Source organism: Thalassospira australica, assembly GCF_044790785.1.
Taxonomy (GTDB): Bacteria; Pseudomonadota; Alphaproteobacteria; order Rhodospirillales; family Thalassospiraceae; genus Thalassospira; species Thalassospira australica_A.
Map to the genome: position 1 here is coordinate 662427 of NZ_CP085258.1, position 16573 is coordinate 678999.

Consider the following 16573-nt stretch of genomic DNA (forward strand, 5'->3'; position numbering starts at 1 on the left):
CCGCCGGACGAAAGCGGAAAGAGGCGATGAACGAACAACGTAACCTGTGGATTGCGATTATAGCTTCGGTCGCAATCCTTGTCGGGTTCCAATTCTTTTTCGCTCCCGAACCTGCCCCGCAGGATCGGGAAGCGCAAGTTCGCGAACAACTTGACGTCAACGGCAATACTGCACCGCAGTCTGCCTCGAACGTGCCCAGCGTACCGGGTAGTGCAGCACCGGCAGCGCCGGTCGTCAACCGCGACGCAGCGTTGGCAAAAGCTCCGCGTATCAAGATCGAAACCCCGCGTGTCGAGGGTTCGATCCGTCTGGTTGGTGGCGTAATTGACGACATCCAGTTGCAGGATTACCGCGAGACCGAAGAACCGGACAGCCCGCTGATCCATGTTCTGAACCCGACCGGCAGCGATAATGCATACTTTGCCGAATTCGGCTGGGTTGCTGCTGACAAATCTGTCAGTGTTCCGAACAGCGACACCCAGTGGACCGCAAGTTCCAATGAATTGACGCCGGAAAAGCCGGTCACGCTGAGCTGGGATAATGGCAGCGGCCTGACCTTCAATCGCGAGATTTCGATTGACGAGAACTATATGTTCTCGATCAGGCAGTCGGTCAAAAACGACAGCGGTTCGGATGTCACGCTGTATCCGTACGGCCTGATTTCGCGTAAGGGCAAGCCGACCACGGCAGGGTTCTATATCCTGCATGAAGGTCCGCTTGGCGTCATTGACGGCACCCTGACCGAAATCGATTATGACGATCTTGCCGAAGATGGTGCGGTAGAAAAGAAAACCACCGGTGGCTGGCTTGGCATTACCGACAAATACTGGCTGGTTGCGCTGGCACCGTCCTCGGACGAGGCACTGACCACGCGCTTTAGCCACCATGTTGCCGAGAATTCCGACAAGTACCAGACCGATTATCTTGGTTCGGCCCGCACGGTGGCGGCCGGTTCCGAAGCCGCTTCGGAAACCCGTCTGTTTGCCGGTGCCAAGGAAGTGGCGCTTCTTGATCAGTATGCCAATGACTATGGCATCACGAATTTTGACCTCGCGATTGATTTCGGCTGGTTCTACTTCCTGACCAAACCGTTCTTCCTGTTCCTGCAGTGGTTGAACCATCTGGTTGGTAATTTCGGGGTCGCCATTCTGGCATTTACGGTTCTTGTTAAGCTGGTTCTCTATCCGCTGGCGAACAAATCCTACAAATCCATGAGTGCGATGAAAAAGCTGCAGCCGCAGATCATGAAGCTGCGTGACCAGTTCAAGGATGACCGTCAGCGTCAGCAGCAGGAAATGATGGCGCTTTACAAGCGCGAGAAGATCAACCCGGCTTCGGGTTGCCTGCCGATCGTGGTTCAGATTCCGGTGTTCTTCGCACTCTATAAAGTGCTGTTTGTGAACATCGAAATGCGCCATGCCCCGTTCTTTGGCTGGATTCAGGATCTTTCGGCACCGGATCCGACCTCGTTGTTCAACCTGTTTGGCCTGATCCCGTGGGATCCGCCGCAGATGTTGATGATCGGCGTATGGCCGCTGATCATGGGGATCACCATGTTCCTGCAGCAGAAACTGAACCCGGCACCGGCAGATCCGACGCAGGCCAAGATCATGATGTTCCTGCCGCTGATCTTTACCTTCATGCTGGCAAGTTTCCCGGCGGGTCTTGTGATCTACTGGGCATGGAACAACCTGCTGTCGATCGCGCAACAGCGTTACATCATGTATAAGATGGGGATGTAAATCCCCGTCCTCCCCCAGGGGCGTGTAAACGCCCCCTGGGGGCTCAAGGAACGACAATGACCGAAGAAAAATTGCCATCGGCAACTGCTATCCCGACATTTGAATCGGCTCAGATCGAAGCCGGGCGGAAACTGTTTTCCCGCCCGGTTACTTTCATGTTGGGGGTGGCGCAACTTGAACAGTTGCCGCCCGAAGACAAGATCGAAATCTGCCTCGCGGGGCGCTCCAATGTCGGAAAATCAAGCCTTTTTAATGCCATAACCGGTCGCAAGGATATGGCCCGGACATCGAACACGCCTGGTCGCACCCAGCAGCTGAACTATTTCGATCTGGATGGCGCGCTTAATATCGTCGATTTGCCGGGCTATGGATTTGCCAAGGCTCCCAAGGATATCGTCGATACATGGCAGAATGTGATCAAACAGTATTTGCGCGGGCGGGTAACGTTGCGGCGTGTGTTTGTTTTGATCGATTCCCGGCATGGCTTCATGAAAGCCGATCTTGAAATGATGAAGATGCTTGATGAAGCCGCCGTGTCTTATCAGATTGTTCTGACCAAGGCCGACAAGCTGAAAAAAGGCCAGATGGAAAAACGCATTCGCGAAGTGGTCGAAGCGGTCAAAAAACATCCCGCCGCCCTGTCGCAGCTTTTTGCGACATCAAGCGAAAAAGGCACCGGCCTTGAAGCGCTTCGCGCAGAAATCGCAACGCTGCTATAATCCACCCGATAGCGCTCGTATAACATTGGGGAAAAGACATGAACGAAGAAGTCCGTTCTGAAGAAGAAAACTCGGAATCCAGCGCATACCGGACGCTGGCACGTGCCAAGGTTCTGTCCGAGGCTCTTCCCTATATGCGACGCTATAACGGTCAGACGATTGTGGTCAAATATGGCGGGCACGCAATGGGGGATCCGGAGCTGGCCCGCCTGTTTGCCCAGGATATGGTTCTTTTGAAGCAGGTCGGCATGAACCCGATCGTGGTTCATGGCGGCGGTCCGCAGATCGGTCAGATGCTCAAAGAGCTTAACATCCAGTCCGAATTTGTTGATGGCCTTCGCGTGACGGACCAGCAGACAATCGACGTTGTCGAAATGGTTCTGGCAGGCAAGATCAACAAGGAAATCGTTTCGAACATCAACCGTGCCGGGGGTGTCAGCGTTGGCTTGTGCGGCAAGGATGCGCATTTGATCAAGGCGCGCAAACTGCAACGCACCAAACGCGATCCCGAAAGCAATATCGAGAAGGTCCTTGACCTTGGCTTTGTCGGTGAACCGGTGGAGGTCAATCCGCATGTGCTTGATTGCTTCATCAATACCGACATTATTCCGGTAATTGCACCCATAGGGGTTGGTGAAGACGGTCAGACATACAATATCAATGCTGATACGGCTGCCGGTGCGATTGCAAAGGCCGTCGGTGCGCGTCGCCTTTATATGCTGACCGACGTCAAGGGTATCCTTGATGCAGACAAGCAACTGGTGCGCGATGCGGACATCGACAGCATCAATGCAATGATCGCCGACGGTACGATCCAGGGCGGTATGATCCCGAAAACGGAAACCTGCATGGATGCAGTCCGCAACGGGGTCGAGGCCGCGGTAATCGTCGATGGTCGTGCGCCGCATGCGGTATTGCTGGAACTGTTCACCGAACGCGGTGCCGGTACCATGATCCGGGGCGGCTGATTCCGGCCTTTTTAAGTGTAGACCGCCGATAGATTACCATTATGGATGAGTGGCCCGATCCCGCAGACTAGGCTATGTTCTATGCGAGCAAACGCCTTTGCGGGCTTAGGTCTCTGAAATATAATAGGTAAATAAAAAGGCGGAGCAGCCGTTGTGACAACGACGGATCATCATGTTTCAAAACATTGGGACTATGCCAAGGCAACGCTGGATGCCCTGCGCGATCATGGCCTGCGTCCCACCCCCGAACTTTACCATGTCTGGTTTGTCTACTACGCCGAAGAAAACCCCGAAATTCTGCGGGTTATCGACGCGGTAAAGGCAAGTGGCGAGGCCATCGGCGAAGAAACGCTGCTGCAACTTTATTACCGCTATATCTTTGACCGGCAGGCTGCCGATTTCCTTCAGCGCGGCATGGAAGATTTTTCCGATGTTGTTGAGAACAGCGACGCCAGCCTGACAAACACGCGTGACGAGCTGCGCGTTTATGGCGATATTCTGGGCAAGGCAGGGGAATCCCTCAAGACCGGTGAAAATCTTGAAGAGATGATCCACAATGTTGCCTTGCATACGGATCGGATGCAAACGACGGTCGAAAGCCTGCATGAACAGCTGGGCGATTATCTGAACAAGATCGCCCATCTGCAGCGTGAATTGCATGAGACCCGTGAACGGTCCTACACCGATGGCCTGACCCGGGTGTCCAATCGAATGCATTTCGAGGAAACCCTGGCGAACTGCTGCATCGAGTTCGATGCTGGCAACAGCGACGAGCCATTTTGCGTGATGATGGTTGATCTTGATCAGTTCAAGGTGGTGAATGACAAATACGGTCACCGGATCGGCGATGAAATCCTTGTCCTGATCGCATCCATGATCAAGGCAAATACCAAGGGCCGCGATCTGGTGGCACGTTATGGCGGGGACGAGTTTGCAATCCTGTTGCCCCAGACGCCGCTTAACGATGCGATGATGCTGGCCGATGATATGAGCAAGCGTATCGCCGCCCGCGAAGTCCGTGCCAAATCCAGTGGAACGTCATTTGGCCACATGACGGTTTCGGTCGGTGTGGCCGAATATGTGAAGGGCGAAGGTGCCGCCAAGGTCGTTGATCGGGCCGATAATGCACTCTATCGGGCGAAAAAGAACGGTCGCAATCGTAACTTCGCTGCCGAATAGGTATTCCGTCCCGTTCGGTGCATGCGTGCCATGAACCGGGCAGACTTGCATTGAAACTGCGAAAAGCGTATGAAACCAGCGCTTGGCAAGGGAATTGACCTTGCCAGACATTCCGTACTGGCAGCAGGTAATTTTGATTGTGCCGCGCCGACGGGGTTGTTTTCCAAACCGGAATGGACGGTAAAAGGGCGAGCATGACAGAGCCGCGCGTTGTTACATTTGGTTGTCGCCTGAACACCTATGAATCCGAGGTGATGCGCGACCATGCCAAAAATGCCGGTCTTGATGATGCGATCATTATCAATACATGCGCCGTTACGACCGAGGCAGAACGTCAGGCCCGCCAAAGCATCCGTCGCCTGCGTCGTGAAAACCCCAATGCCAAGATTTTCGTGACCGGCTGCGCGGTTCAGGTCAATCCCGACAAATTCGCCAAAATGACCGAGATCGACCGCATCTTTGGCAACGATGCCAAGATGAAGGCCGAAACATTCCTGATGCCCGAACATGAACGTGTTGTCGTGAACGACATCATGTCGGTCGAGGAAACTGCAAGCCATCTGGTTTCGGGTTTCGAAGGCCGCGCGCGCGCCTTTGTTCAGGTTCAGAATGGCTGTGATCATCGCTGCACATTCTGCATCATCCCGTTTGGGCGCGGTAATTCGCGCAGTGTGCCGATGGGCGAGATTGTAACACAGGTGCGCGAACTGGTTGCCAATGGCTACGGCGAAGTCGTTTTGACCGGGGTGGATATCACATCCTATGGTCATGATCTTCCGGGCAAGCCGACATTGGGGCAGATGGCACGCCGTCTGCTGGCACAGGTTCCCGAATTGCCACGTCTGCGGATTTCGTCAATCGACCCGGTCGAGGTCGACGAGGATATTTTCCGTCTGATCGAAACCGAACCACGCCTGATGCCGCATATGCATATCAGCCTCCAGGCAGGCGATGACATGGTACTGAAACGCATGAAGCGTCGCCATCTGCGGCAAGATGTCATCGATTTTTGCGACAAGGTGCGGGGGCTTCGCGCCGATGTGACCTTTGGGGCGGATATCATTGCCGGTTTCCCGACCGAAACCGATGAAATGGCGGAAAATACCCTGCGTCTGGTTGATGAATGCGGCCTGATTTACCTGCATGTTTTCCCCTATTCTGCCCGTCCGGGCACACCGGCAGCCCGTATGCCCCAGGTGCCAAAGGATATCCGCAAGGAACGCGCAGGCGCGCTTCGCGATGCCGGTGACATTCAGTTGAACAATTTCCTGAAATCACGCATCGGCCTGACCGAGAATGTGTTGGTGGAAAAGGAAAATACCGGACATACGGAGCATTTTGCTCCCGTTACGTTGGATCGCGTGATAGAACCGGGCACAATTGCAAAGGCCAAAGTTATTGGCGTTGAAGACGGAAAATTGAAAGCGGAGCTTGCGGGATGAGTGAAGAGGGGAAAAAAAGCTGGTTTGCCCGGTTGAAAGACGGGTTGAAACGCTCCTCCTCGAAACTGACCACCGGGATTGCGGATATCTTCACCAAGCGCCGTCTGGATGACGATGCGCTTGAGGAATTCGAAGATCTGCTGATCACATCCGATCTGGGTGTCACCACAGCGGCAAAACTGGGCGCGGAATTGTCGCGCACCCGTTTCGACAAGGAAGTCGATCCCGCCGAGGTTCAGGAATTCATCGCCAGCGAAGTCGCCAAAATCCTTGAACCCGTGGCAAAGCCGCTGGTGATTGATGCGACCAAAAAGCCCCATGTGATCCTTGTGGTCGGCGTTAACGGATCGGGCAAAACCACCACAATCGGAAAGCTTGCCAAAACCTATCGCGATCAGGGACTCAAGGTCATGATGGCTGCGGGTGATACATTCCGCGCCGCCGCAGTCGAACAGCTTAAAGTCTGGGGCGAGCGGACCGGTTGCCCGGTGATTGCGCGTGATACCGGTGCGGATGCCGCAGGGCTTGCCTTTGATGCCATCGATCAGGCCCAGCGCGAAGGTTATGACCTTTTGCTGATCGATACCGCCGGCCGTTTGCAGAACAAGGCGCATTTGATGGACGAACTTAAAAAGATCGTCCGTGTCATTCACAAACGCGATGAAACAGCCCCGCATGACACCCTTCTGGTGCTTGATGCGACCACCGGCCAGAATGCCCATTCCCAGGTCGAGGTCTTTTCCGAAGCAACCAGTGTCAGCGGCCTGATCGTGACCAAGCTGGACGGGACCGCCAAGGGGGGTGTCGTCGTTGCACTGGCTGAAAAGTTTGGCAAACCGGTTCATGCGATCGGGGTGGGCGAAAGTGCCGAGGATTTGCGACCGTTTGACGCCAAATCCTTTGCGCGCAGTCTGGCAGGGCTTGAGGACTAAGGAACGGTCCAACTGGCTGTGTATAAGTGACTGGTCAAGAATAGACAGGGGCGGCTTTTCCGGTGGGAGACGTCGCCCCTTTTGTTTTTAAATCTGGGCGTAGCCGCCATCGACGAAGACTTCGCTTCCGGTCATGAAACTGCTGTCGTCAGATGCGAGGAATGCCGCGACGGCCGCTGTTTCAGACGGATCACCCATCCGTTCCAGCGCGGTGCCATTGCGCAGGCCTTCGATGATTTCGGGATTAAGCAGGTCGTCGATCTTGTCTGTATGGGTTGGGCCAGGACTGAGCACATTAACGCGGATTGATGTGCCGCGGAGGTCTTGTGCCCAACTGCGCACCAGATTACGCACAGCGGCCTTTGAGGCGCTATAGATGCTCATGGCAGGGGTGCCCATAACCCCGGTGGTCGAACCGGTCAAAATCACAGAACTTCCTGCCTTAAGCAGGGGAAGAGCCTTTTGCACCGTAAACACCGTGCCTTTGACATTGATATCAAACGTGTAGTCAAAATGCTTGGTGGTGATTTCGCCCAGCGGGACAAGTTCCCCGACCCCGGCATTGGCAAACAGGACATCAAGCTGTCCTTTTTCCGTTTTGATCGTTTCCATGACCCGGTCAAGGTCGTCGGGATTGGTGATGTCTGCCTGAATGCCGCGGATGGTGCCGCCGATTTCGGCAACGGCAGCATCAATGACATCCTTGCGTCGTCCCGAGATATAGACAAAGGCCCCTTCGGCAACAAATCGCTTTGCCGTGGCAAGACCGATGCCGCTTGCGCCACCGGTGATCAGGACCGTTTTACCTGTAAGTTTGGTCATCTTTCTGGTCTCCGTAATTAGGGTTGACCAAAACGATATGTATCAACATACTTTTTAACAAGTATGCACCTTTTGGTAAGTACCTATGGCAGAACACAAGCAACCATCGATTCAGCCGTTCATCTGTGGTCTTGATGCGGCCCTTCAGGTGATGTCGGGGAAGTGGAAGCCGTTGATTTTGTTCTTTTTAGCAAAGGAACCAAGGCGGTATGGTGAGTTGAAGCGGTGTGTCCGCGGGGTCAGCGACAAAATGTTGATTCAGCAGCTCAAGGAACTTGAGATGGATGGTGTTGTGGTTCGAACGGACTACAAGGAAATCCCGCCGCGCGTGCTTTATGAGCTTTCGCCCTTTGGTTTTAGCTTGGCCGGGGCGTTAATGCCCCTGTGCGATTGGGGGGAAGAAAATGCTTATATCATTAAGAAAAACCTGGCAGCCAAACGAAACGACCAGGCATAAAGACATCAGATGCATTGCCCGGCGCGCGGAGTCGCAAGTAAGCGCACAGCAACAAAAAGCAGCGTGTATCGACTGCCTTTTGTTGGTTGGGCCGTTTCACATTGCCACGCCGGTCATGTGCTTTGGGGCATGGCCCTGTCGAGATCAGTCTGAAAAGCGTGATCTTTTGGCCAACTGTGTCGATGTCGGCTTTGACGTTTCCCTGCAAGCTGGTGCATGCGATCATGATCGGCCAAAAGTGCCGAGGATTTGCGACCGTTCCACGTAAAGTCATTTGTCCGCAGTCTGGATGGACTGGAAGACTGAGCTGGGCCCGGACCGGAAAGCGCGCGCTTCCGGATATTGCTATTCCTGAAAATCGTCCAGTTGCCTTTGCAGATTCCCGATCAGTTTCTGCATATCCGTGAGGGGGACGGCTATGTCGTCAGGCACTTTATCGATAGCACACGCTGCAAGCGCATCATCAATCAAGGTCGACTGGGTTTTTAAGCCGCGCGCAAGCCGTTGATCGGCATCGGGCAGCATCCAGGACATTGCCCGGTCGCGCAATTGTTCCAGACTGTGCAGATCCGGATCGGGCGACGATGTTGGCAGGCCATAAGGGCGCAATGCCAGTTCAAGGCGACGATTGATATCGCGCAGATCATTGGCCGTATCATGACAGATCGCCTTCATGCCGCTATCTGTTGCCAGCGGGTAGATGGCAGACAAACGCAGGGAAAGTCCAAGCGCATCAAGGGCAATGTCATTGACGATTTCCTGATCCTGAAATGATGCGTGCCGATCCGCCTCGCCGTGAAAGGCATTCGGTGCAAAAACCGGAAGGACCTTTGCGTCCAGCGTGAAACGGGCGGGCAGTTTGCTGATGATTTCACCATCCGCCAGGATTGGCTCGCCTTCGGCCCCTTCGACGCCGATTTCATCGCATTCCTGACTGATGGCATAGTCGCTGTCATCGATCGAGCCAAACAGCAATTCCGCAGCGATATCCATGCCTGATAATGTGTCGACATCGGCCTGAATGGCAAACATGTGCAGTTTGCCGTCATCAAGGCGCTTGTTTTCACGCGGACGCAGGCCACCACCAAAATACTGACCGTTGGTAACGGTCAGTTGGCGCAATTTCAAATCCTGTGGCGGGTTTCCTCCGCAGGTAACGCGAAGTTCCAGCGGTTTCATTTCATGCCAGCTTTGCCAGTTGGCGACCGCATAACTGATTGCGCCGGTCCATCGTTTCAAATTCGGATCAATGCGTTTTCTGGCATCGGCCGGAACCCCGATACTCGCCGCATTGACAAAGCTTTGGCCGTTGACCCGTCCGATATCAAGCATGGCAATTTGCCCGTTAATCGTGGCCCTTGCGGCCTGCAGGATATCGTCGGGGATATAAAGGCTGCGGGCAAAATCGTTCGCCGTGCCAAGTGGCAGGGGGATCATGACCACCCCGGCCTCAATTACCGCATCCAGTACAGCATTGATCGTGCCATCCCCGCCCCCGATAACGACGATATCGCCGGGTACACATGACGTGCGAAGAAAGGTATTCATGGCAACAGGATCGTCACACAGTTCAAGCTCGGCTGTGTAACCGGCATCCTCGAATATCTCGCGCAACGGCTGCGCGCCACTATCGCGCCATTCATCGGGCATTTTGTGACGTGTCAGAAGAATGCAAACCTTGCCAGTCAGATCGGTTGATTTCATCTGGGTGCCTCTGCCATGTGGGGCGGGAAACTTTGCCGGTCAGGATAGGGATAGGGGATCAGAACGGCAAGATTGCGACACAAAACCGGCGCCAATCAGGCGCCGGTTTGCAATAGGTGATTTTACGAAATGGTTGCGCGAAGCATCCATGCGGCTTCTTCGTGAACGCCAAGGCGATCCGTCAGAAGGTCGGCGGTTTTGACATCGTCGGCCGCTTCGGCCTCTGCTACACCCTCGCGCAACAGGCGCGAGATATGATCATGGTCCTCGACCAGCTCCTTAACCATGTCATTGGCCGGAAGAAGTTTGGTCTGATCCTTGATGACGGAATGTTCCATCATTTCGGCCAAACCGACGGGGGCCTGAAAACCGATTGCACGAATGCGCTCTGCCATATCGTCAATCGCTTCGTTCAGGTCCTCATATTGCTCTTCGGTCATTTTATGGATTGAATAGAAGGCCGGACCGACCACGTTCCAGTGAACACCGCGAATTTTGGCATACAGTACGTGGGACGAACCGATGATCTTTGTCAGCATCTTGGCCAGTTCGCGACGGTCTTTGCGATCAACACCGGTCTTGACCGGAAATTCTTTCGCAACGCTCTGCATACTGCTGTGTGCCATTTTGTAACTCCTGTATTTCTTTTCACGTTCTGTTGCTCTGACCCCGGACCCGTATGAACGGGCGGTTATGCATATCCCGAACGCTTGTTTGGAAAACGTCAGCAGAAAACAAAAGTTCCAGAAATTAAAATCAACACAATTGGAACATTCTTTTGCACCACCCGTTCAATATTGTAACCAGCGCCAAAGAAAATGCGCTGTTATTTAATAACCAGGAGGTTGTGATGCTTAGCAAGACTGTTCTGATGGCTGGTACTATTATGATGTCTGTTGCGGTGGCTGCACCGGCTTATGCAGATGCACAGAAAAGCCCGGACCAGGCAGGCTCGATGGCAACCGACGATGCAATGAAATCGGACGCCGAAAAAATGGGCGATAAAGCCGGGGCTGAATATGAACAGGCCAAGGAATTCACCTATGAGGAAAAGAACGAGTTCCTCGCCTGGGTTGAAGAAAAATCCAACCAGCTTGGCGAGAAATACGATGAGGTATCCACGCGTGTAGGCAATGATAGCGAGGATGCCGTCGACGATCTTTCCTCGGCATGGGATAGTGCCAGCGAGAATCTGAGCTCGGCATACGAAAATACCAAGGATGCATCAGCCGAGACATGGGACACCGTGAAAGCCAATACCCTTGAAGCACTTGATAACGCCGAGCAGGCGCTCTCAGATGATCACGCCACCGAATAAGACATCACAACCTTAACTCGGTGAAGTGGTGTTCCGGGTGTCGGCGGCCCGCCCTTTTGGGGCGGGCCGTTGCGTGTCAGGCCATGTTTAATCAGCGGCATCCATGGAAAAAGAACAACAAAATCAAAAAGCGGGCCGACTTCGCCGATGGTTGCGATTATGGCAACTGCGTCTTGAAAAGCTGGCCGCCGGTCGCAAGGGACTTGGCGGCATTGCAGTCGCATCGTTTCTTGAAACCACCATCATTCCCGTTCCAATCGAAATCCTGATTGCCCCGATCATGGCGGCGTCCCGTCGCCGGGGTGCCATCGTTGCGACGGTAACGCTTGCGGGGAGTGTTGCGGGGTCGGTCTTCCTGTATCTGATCGCGTATGGCCTTTCCGAAGAATTTGTTCGCCCTCTTGTTGAACTGTCCGGCGGGCAGCAGGAGTTTCAGAAGGTCGAACAACAGTTTCGGGATGGTGGTTTCTGGGTGGTTTTTGCGATCAGCATTACACCTGTTCCGATGCAGCTTGCCGCAACTGCCGCGGGGGCAACGTCGTATCCCTTCTGGCTGTTTCTGATCGCAATCGGGATATCGCGTGCCTTGCGGTATTATGGGTTGTGGTTGCTGGTTCTGGGATTTGGTGTCGGTATCGCGCAGATTTTTGCGGGAAAGAACCGGAAACGTTGAAAAACAGTCCCCGCCAAAAGCAGAAACAGACAACCAGACCGTTTGGAAATAACAAAGCCCGGCAAATCGCCGGGCTTTTTGCGAGATATCATGGATATCTTTTTTGTTCTATTCCGGTTCGATGCGGAAATCGGTGGTGGTTTTTCCCTCGGTTTCCGGATCTTCCACGTCCTCGGCAACCAGACCACGGCGGATCAGCTCACGAATGGCCGCTGCCCGGGTTGGCATGCGATGCTCAAACCGCCAGTCGTCGATGAACTTCAGTTCATCGTCGTCGAGCATAATCTGAAGCTTTTCAGTTCTTTTCGAGGTCGACACGTGGGGTTCCTTATGAAGTTCAGGCGCTCCAATATGTGCCTGAAACCATTGATATGCAACGCATTCAAGAATTTTGGAGTAACTTACGTTACCTGCGTTTTCTCCGTAATACAACTGCCTTGCTGAAGTGATACATTTAACGCAACCTGTGCAAGTAACGTAAAGTAATTATTCGGTGTTACTGGGGTTTGTTATTCATGTTGCTGTAAATATGTCTGTTGTGTGTTTTGATAATGTCATGCATCTGAAGTAGGTTCATTGTATTTCTTAAGTTAAGTATACGATTTTACTTTAAATATTATTTTCGTTTGTTAGGGTGAAGACATCCAAAAAACGGAGGTTGTGATGTCTGAGCAAGTGATGAACGAAATTGAAGATCACGTACCCGCGCTGCGTCGCCATGCATATCGGCTGACGGGCAGCATGGATCGTGCACAGGATCTCGTGCAGGACACTTTGCTGAAAGCCATCAGCAAGAAGGACCAGTTCGAAGATGGCACCAGCCTGAAGGCGTGGTTGCACCGGATTCTGTTCAACACATTCATTTCAGGCAAACGCCGCGAAAAAACGCGCGGCCATCATGTGGACTGGGATGATCTGGGCGATGTTTACGGACATGGCAGCAATCAGATGGCCCGCTTGCAGTTGCGTGATGCCGATCGCATTCTGGACGAACTTCCCGAACAGGAACGTCAGGCGATCCTTCTTACCGCCGTGGACGAGATTTCCTATCAGGATGCGGCCCTGCAAATGAATGTCGAGATTGGCACGGTCAAATCCCGTGTCGGTCGGGCCCGCCGGAAGTTGCGTTCTTCTGTTGGCCGGATCGAAGCACGGGAACACGCATCGCGGTTCGTGGCGGAGGCAGCCTGATGACCCATGTGCTTGCTGTATATGGCAAGGACGACATAGTGAATTACGTGCGCGGATCGATAGATGACGAGGACAAGGACGATATCGAAAGCCTTGTCCAGTCCGACCCGCGTGCAGCAGGAATTGTCCGGGATATCGAAAAAGGTCATTTAGGTGACGGCGAGACAGTTGATCTGCTGCACTACCGTCGTCTGAAAAAGCTTAAGTCTTTGGCCTCAAGCGCCGGGCTCTTGCGGGAATAATGCATTCAGCGCAACGCTGCATTGTTCTGAAAATTTATTGACTTTGTTGACCAATGGTCAGATAAAGTCTGTATCGGAGTTGATCGTCTTTTCCCTCAACGTCTAAGGCCCTTCTCCGAAATAGGCCGAAACCATCTGGTTTCGGCCCTTTTTTTGTTCTGATGACATTTCGCAGTTTTGTTCGCGAATCGATGGCTTTTGGTGCCGCGATATCCGGATTATCGCGGCGTGGTTATAATCCGTGCATCAAAACTGTCATTTGGATTTCTTGAAAATAATCCCGACATATAAATGCAAGGTATTGCTGTCAGGGCCGGTTTATGCGCCCCGGACGCGATGGTGCGTCATTTTCCATGCGACCGATATGCCGGAATGATGTTCGGTCATGCATGAATTGGGGGTTGCCAGAGTCCGGGCAGGCGGTGATAAATCTCTCGCTCAATACAACAATAAGAAAAAGGAGCAACTTATTATGGTATCCGGAGTCCACGGATCGGTACGCGATCTGTTTGAATTTACTGACGCCGACGAGGCAATTGCCCGTATCAAGGACATTTATGCCACGGGTGCGGAGTCAGTTCGCGAAGCATTCACCCGGTTCGGAAACGGCCAGCAATCCACGCCTGTGCGCGCCTATTACCCGTATCTCGGGATCGAGGTGCCGCCCGAAAAATTGCATGTCGAAAGCGCACTGTCCTATGGCGCGCCGCGTGATCCCGGCGTTTATGGCACGACCCTGACGCGTCCGGACCTGTTCGAACAATATTACCGCGAACAGATCGAACTGCTGTTGAAAAACCATGACGTTCCGGTCGTGGTTGGTGTTTCTGATCGTGCGATCCCCTTGCCGTTCCTTGTTGAAACCGCGACCGACAATATCGGCCCGACCGATATTCGCCAGCTTCAGCTGGTTTTTGATATGCCCGATCTGGCACGGACCGATGACGATATTGCCAATGGCGTGCATTACGGAATTACCGAAGGGCCAAAGCCGCTTTCGCTGTTTTCCGGTGAACGTGTTGACTACTCCTTGGCGCGGTTGCGCCATTACACGGCAACGCTGCCGGAACATTTCCAGAAATTTGTGCTGTTCACTAACTATCAGCGCTATGTCGACGAATTCATCGAGTTTGCCAAGGTTCAGCTTGAAGATCCCAAAAGCCCCTATGTCGCGTTTGTCGAACCGGGGCCGAAGATCCATGTGCGCAAGAATGCGCCAAAGGGTTGGGTCGAAAGCGGCGAAGCCGTAGCCCAACTGCCCCAGATGCCGTCCTATCACCTGATCCGCGAGGACGGGCTTGGGGTGACGCTGGTCAATATCGGGGTCGGCCCGTCAAATGCGAAAACCGCGACCGACCATATCGCCGTCCTGCGGTCGCATTGCTGGCTGATGCTGGGCCATTGCGCCGGTCTTCGCCGCAGCCAGCTTCTGGGCGATTATGTTCTGGCACATGGTTATGTCCGCGACGATCATGTTCTGGATTCGGATCTGCCGCTCTGGATTCCGGTGCCGCCGATTGCCGAGGTGCAGGTTGCGCTTACCAATTCTGTTGCCAGGATCACCGGCCTTAAAGGGCGTGAAATGAAGGCCAGGATGCGGACCGGTACCGTGGCAACCACGGATAACCGGAACTGGGAATTACGATATAGCGAGCTGTTTGTTCGCCTTAACCAGTCGCGTGCGATTGCGGTGGATATGGAAAGTGCGACCATTGCCGCCAACGGTTTCCGTTTCCGTGTACCCTATGGCACATTGCTGTGTGTTTCCGATAAACCGGTTCACGGTGAATTGAAACTGCCGGGCATGGCCAATAATTTCTATCGCCAGCGTATCGGCCAGCATCTTCAGGTCGGGCTGGATACCATTGATACGCTTCGAAGCGATGTCAATCAGCTACATTCGCGCAAGCTGCGTTCCCTTGACGAGCCTGCCTTCCGCTAAAGCACGCCGCGTTTAATCTGCACCATTTTGCTGGGACAGTCTTCCGCCCGAAGGGGTTGATTTTGGCGACATTTCGCCAAAAACAAACAAATGATACAGATTGAATGCGACCTGCTCTGGCTCATCCTGACATTCACGAAAGCGCCCGTTGCCTCACGGCGGCGGGCGTTTCAGACCGCTGACACCACACTCCCAACCTGATCGCCATTCCGTTTCGATGGGATGTGGATTCCGGCTCTGCGCCCCGAATGACGATTAAACCAACCGCCCGGCCAACCCAGCCACCCCGCAGCCCCCGGCATTGCCAACCGCCATCAATCGCACCCCGGACGAATCCCGCTGCCCTGAGCAAGCACCCGCCGCCCTCGGTTGACGTCGCAAACGCACCTCACCCCAATGGCCACAGCGCTGCCGCATGGCAGGCACACAAATCCCGCCATCGATCACCGGCCTTTCGGCATCTCCGAACGCACCATCGGCCCGCTGGCAACTGATCCTGCCAGCCGCTCCGGGCAAACCGATCCAATCTCGCCAAGCCAGACCCGTTGCCCCCGGCATTGCCAACCGGCACCAACCGCACCCCGGACGGATCCCGCTGCCCTGAACAAGCACCCGCCGCCCTCGGTTGACGTCGCAAACGCACCTCACCCCAATGGCCACAGCGCTGCCGCATGGCAGGCACACAAATCCCGCCATCGATGACTGTCCTTTCGACATGTCCGAACGATCCATCGGCCGGCTGGCAACCGATCCTGCCTGCCATCCCGGCACCCTAGCCAGACGATCCCGTGCCGATCCAATCCGGGCGCAATTCGGGCCCGCTGATTCTCGACATTTTCAGGCTTTATCGACCGGGCTGAACCGGACTGAACTGGACCAGACCAACTTGGCCCCGGCTCTCGTTGCCCCGAACAAACGCCCTTGCCCCAAGGGCACATTTCTCCCGTCATGATAAACACCCGTTTTTCGCAAATATCCAAGGGCCTTACGGCACGAACACACCACCCCCGTAATGACTTTTCCATGCGCCGTTAACGTCCCTTCGGCGATACCGTCCCCGCCATCTCATCCCGTCAGATCGCTGCCCTGTCATCGTCTCATTCCTGTTTTTACCGCCCGAAACGCAAAAAACCCGCAAAAGCGAATCACGCTTTGCGGGTTTTGTCTCCGGGCCCATTTGTCCCGTTGATTTTGCTCTTATGCCACAACGAAAAGAACAAATCAAGAACTTTTTTCAAAAAA

The 16573-nt window shown here is 54.1% G+C and carries 16 protein-coding genes; 12 read left to right on the plus strand and 4 right to left on the minus strand.

Annotated elements, in window-relative coordinates; all coding sequences use genetic code 11:
- Positions 1 to 26: 26 nt before the first annotated feature.
- The 6 genes from yidC (at position 27) to ftsY (ending at position 6982) form a co-directional block, all read left to right on the plus strand.
- Positions 27 to 1742: a membrane protein insertase YidC gene (yidC, locus tag LG297_RS03065; protein WP_404425014.1), complete on the plus strand. Its 1716-nt coding sequence runs from the start codon at positions 27 to 29 to the stop codon at positions 1740 to 1742.
- 56 nt (positions 1743 to 1798) lie between these two features.
- Positions 1799 to 2461, plus strand: a complete 663-nt coding sequence (gene yihA / locus LG297_RS03070) for a ribosome biogenesis GTP-binding protein YihA/YsxC (RefSeq protein WP_007091260.1) — start codon at positions 1799 to 1801, stop codon at positions 2459 to 2461.
- 38 nt (positions 2462 to 2499) lie between these two features.
- Positions 2500 to 3429, plus strand: a complete 930-nt coding sequence (gene argB, locus LG297_RS03075; protein ID WP_404425016.1) for an acetylglutamate kinase — start codon at positions 2500 to 2502, stop codon at positions 3427 to 3429.
- A 153-nt stretch (positions 3430 to 3582) separates the two neighbouring features.
- A complete protein-coding gene (locus tag LG297_RS03080) occupies positions 3583 to 4608 on the plus strand; it encodes a GGDEF domain-containing protein (RefSeq protein ID WP_404425018.1) in 1026 nt (341 codons plus the stop codon).
- A 194-nt stretch (positions 4609 to 4802) separates the two neighbouring features.
- Positions 4803 to 6050, plus strand: a complete 1248-nt coding sequence (mtaB, locus tag LG297_RS03085; protein WP_404425020.1) for a tRNA (N(6)-L-threonylcarbamoyladenosine(37)-C(2))-methylthiotransferase MtaB — start codon at positions 4803 to 4805, stop codon at positions 6048 to 6050.
- Positions 6047 to 6982, plus strand: a complete 936-nt coding sequence (gene ftsY / locus LG297_RS03090) for a signal recognition particle-docking protein FtsY (RefSeq protein ID WP_404425022.1) — start codon at positions 6047 to 6049, stop codon at positions 6980 to 6982. The genes mtaB and ftsY overlap by 4 nt, the downstream gene beginning before the upstream one ends.
- 87 nt (positions 6983 to 7069) lie before the next feature.
- Here ftsY and LG297_RS03095 read toward each other — a convergent pair whose 3' ends face one another.
- Positions 7070 to 7804: an SDR family NAD(P)-dependent oxidoreductase gene (locus LG297_RS03095; RefSeq protein WP_404425024.1), complete on the minus strand. Its 735-nt coding sequence runs from the start codon at positions 7802 to 7804 to the stop codon at positions 7070 to 7072.
- Positions 7805 to 7889: 85 nt separating this feature from the next.
- Here LG297_RS03095 and LG297_RS03100 point away from each other — a divergent pair, with 85 nt between their 5' ends.
- Positions 7890 to 8261, plus strand: coding sequence for a winged helix-turn-helix transcriptional regulator (locus LG297_RS03100; protein WP_404425026.1), 372 nt, complete (start codon positions 7890 to 7892; stop codon positions 8259 to 8261).
- A 345-nt stretch (positions 8262 to 8606) separates the two neighbouring features.
- On the opposite strand, the gene LG297_RS03105 is transcribed toward LG297_RS03100, so the two are convergent.
- Positions 8607 to 9965 (minus strand): diacylglycerol/lipid kinase family protein, encoded by a 1359-nt coding sequence (locus LG297_RS03105; RefSeq protein WP_404425028.1) that lies wholly within the window; start codon positions 9963 to 9965, stop codon positions 8607 to 8609.
- A gap of 122 nt (positions 9966 to 10087) precedes the next feature.
- Positions 10088 to 10591: a Dps family protein gene (locus LG297_RS03110; RefSeq protein ID WP_404425030.1), complete on the minus strand. Its 504-nt coding sequence runs from the start codon at positions 10589 to 10591 to the stop codon at positions 10088 to 10090.
- Positions 10592 to 10815: 224 nt separating this feature from the next.
- Between LG297_RS03110 and LG297_RS03115 the strand changes: the two genes are divergently transcribed.
- The gene (locus LG297_RS03115) at positions 10816 to 11283 is read left to right on the plus strand and encodes a hypothetical protein (protein ID WP_404425032.1); all 468 of its coding nucleotides are present in this window, start codon (positions 10816 to 10818) and stop codon (positions 11281 to 11283) included.
- A gap of 103 nt (positions 11284 to 11386) precedes the next feature.
- Complete coding sequence (locus LG297_RS03120) at positions 11387 to 11956, plus strand: YqaA family protein (protein WP_404425034.1); 570 nt, start codon at positions 11387 to 11389, stop codon at positions 11954 to 11956.
- 108 nt (positions 11957 to 12064) lie between these two features.
- On the opposite strand, the gene LG297_RS03125 is transcribed toward LG297_RS03120, so the two are convergent.
- Positions 12065 to 12274, minus strand: coding sequence for a hypothetical protein (locus LG297_RS03125; RefSeq protein WP_404425036.1), 210 nt, complete (start codon positions 12272 to 12274; stop codon positions 12065 to 12067).
- Between the two features lie 345 nt (positions 12275 to 12619).
- Here LG297_RS03125 and LG297_RS03130 point away from each other — a divergent pair, with 345 nt between their 5' ends.
- From LG297_RS03130 to LG297_RS03140, 3 genes are all read left to right on the plus strand, one after another.
- Complete coding sequence (locus LG297_RS03130; protein WP_404425038.1) at positions 12620 to 13147, plus strand: sigma-70 family RNA polymerase sigma factor; 528 nt, start codon at positions 12620 to 12622, stop codon at positions 13145 to 13147.
- Positions 13147 to 13389 (plus strand): hypothetical protein, encoded by a 243-nt coding sequence (locus LG297_RS03135; RefSeq protein WP_404425040.1) that lies wholly within the window; start codon positions 13147 to 13149, stop codon positions 13387 to 13389. The genes LG297_RS03130 and LG297_RS03135 overlap by 1 nt, the downstream gene beginning before the upstream one ends.
- Positions 13390 to 13861: 472 nt before the next feature.
- Complete coding sequence (locus LG297_RS03140) at positions 13862 to 15331, plus strand: AMP nucleosidase (protein WP_404425042.1); 1470 nt, start codon at positions 13862 to 13864, stop codon at positions 15329 to 15331.
- Positions 15332 to 16573: the final 1242 nt, after the last annotated feature.

What these genes read in the sequence shown, in the direction of transcription:
- LG297_RS03130 (WP_404425038.1), top strand. Translation starts at nt 12,620, where the DNA reads ATGTCTGAGCAAGTGATGAACGAAATTGAAGATCACGTACCCGCGCTG.
- LG297_RS03095 (WP_404425024.1), bottom strand. Translation starts at nt 7,804, where the DNA reads ATGACCAAACTTACAGGTAAAACGGTCCTGATCACCGGTGGCGCAAGC.
- LG297_RS03120 (WP_404425034.1), top strand. Translation starts at nt 11,387, where the DNA reads ATGGAAAAAGAACAACAAAATCAAAAAGCGGGCCGACTTCGCCGATGG.
- LG297_RS03100 (WP_404425026.1), top strand. Translation starts at nt 7,890, where the DNA reads ATGGCAGAACACAAGCAACCATCGATTCAGCCGTTCATCTGTGGTCTT.
- yihA (WP_007091260.1), top strand. Translation starts at nt 1,799, where the DNA reads ATGACCGAAGAAAAATTGCCATCGGCAACTGCTATCCCGACATTTGAA.
- argB (WP_404425016.1), top strand. Translation starts at nt 2,500, where the DNA reads ATGAACGAAGAAGTCCGTTCTGAAGAAGAAAACTCGGAATCCAGCGCA.
- LG297_RS03105 (WP_404425028.1), bottom strand. Translation starts at nt 9,965, where the DNA reads ATGAAATCAACCGATCTGACTGGCAAGGTTTGCATTCTTCTGACACGT.
- LG297_RS03135 (WP_404425040.1), top strand. Translation starts at nt 13,147, where the DNA reads ATGACCCATGTGCTTGCTGTATATGGCAAGGACGACATAGTGAATTAC.
- ftsY (WP_404425022.1), top strand. Translation starts at nt 6,047, where the DNA reads ATGAGTGAAGAGGGGAAAAAAAGCTGGTTTGCCCGGTTGAAAGACGGG.
- LG297_RS03110 (WP_404425030.1), bottom strand. Translation starts at nt 10,591, where the DNA reads ATGGCACACAGCAGTATGCAGAGCGTTGCGAAAGAATTTCCGGTCAAG.
- LG297_RS03115 (WP_404425032.1), top strand. Translation starts at nt 10,816, where the DNA reads ATGCTTAGCAAGACTGTTCTGATGGCTGGTACTATTATGATGTCTGTT.
- mtaB (WP_404425020.1), top strand. Translation starts at nt 4,803, where the DNA reads ATGACAGAGCCGCGCGTTGTTACATTTGGTTGTCGCCTGAACACCTAT.
- yidC (WP_404425014.1), top strand. Translation starts at nt 27, where the DNA reads ATGAACGAACAACGTAACCTGTGGATTGCGATTATAGCTTCGGTCGCA.
- LG297_RS03140 (WP_404425042.1), top strand. Translation starts at nt 13,862, where the DNA reads ATGGTATCCGGAGTCCACGGATCGGTACGCGATCTGTTTGAATTTACT.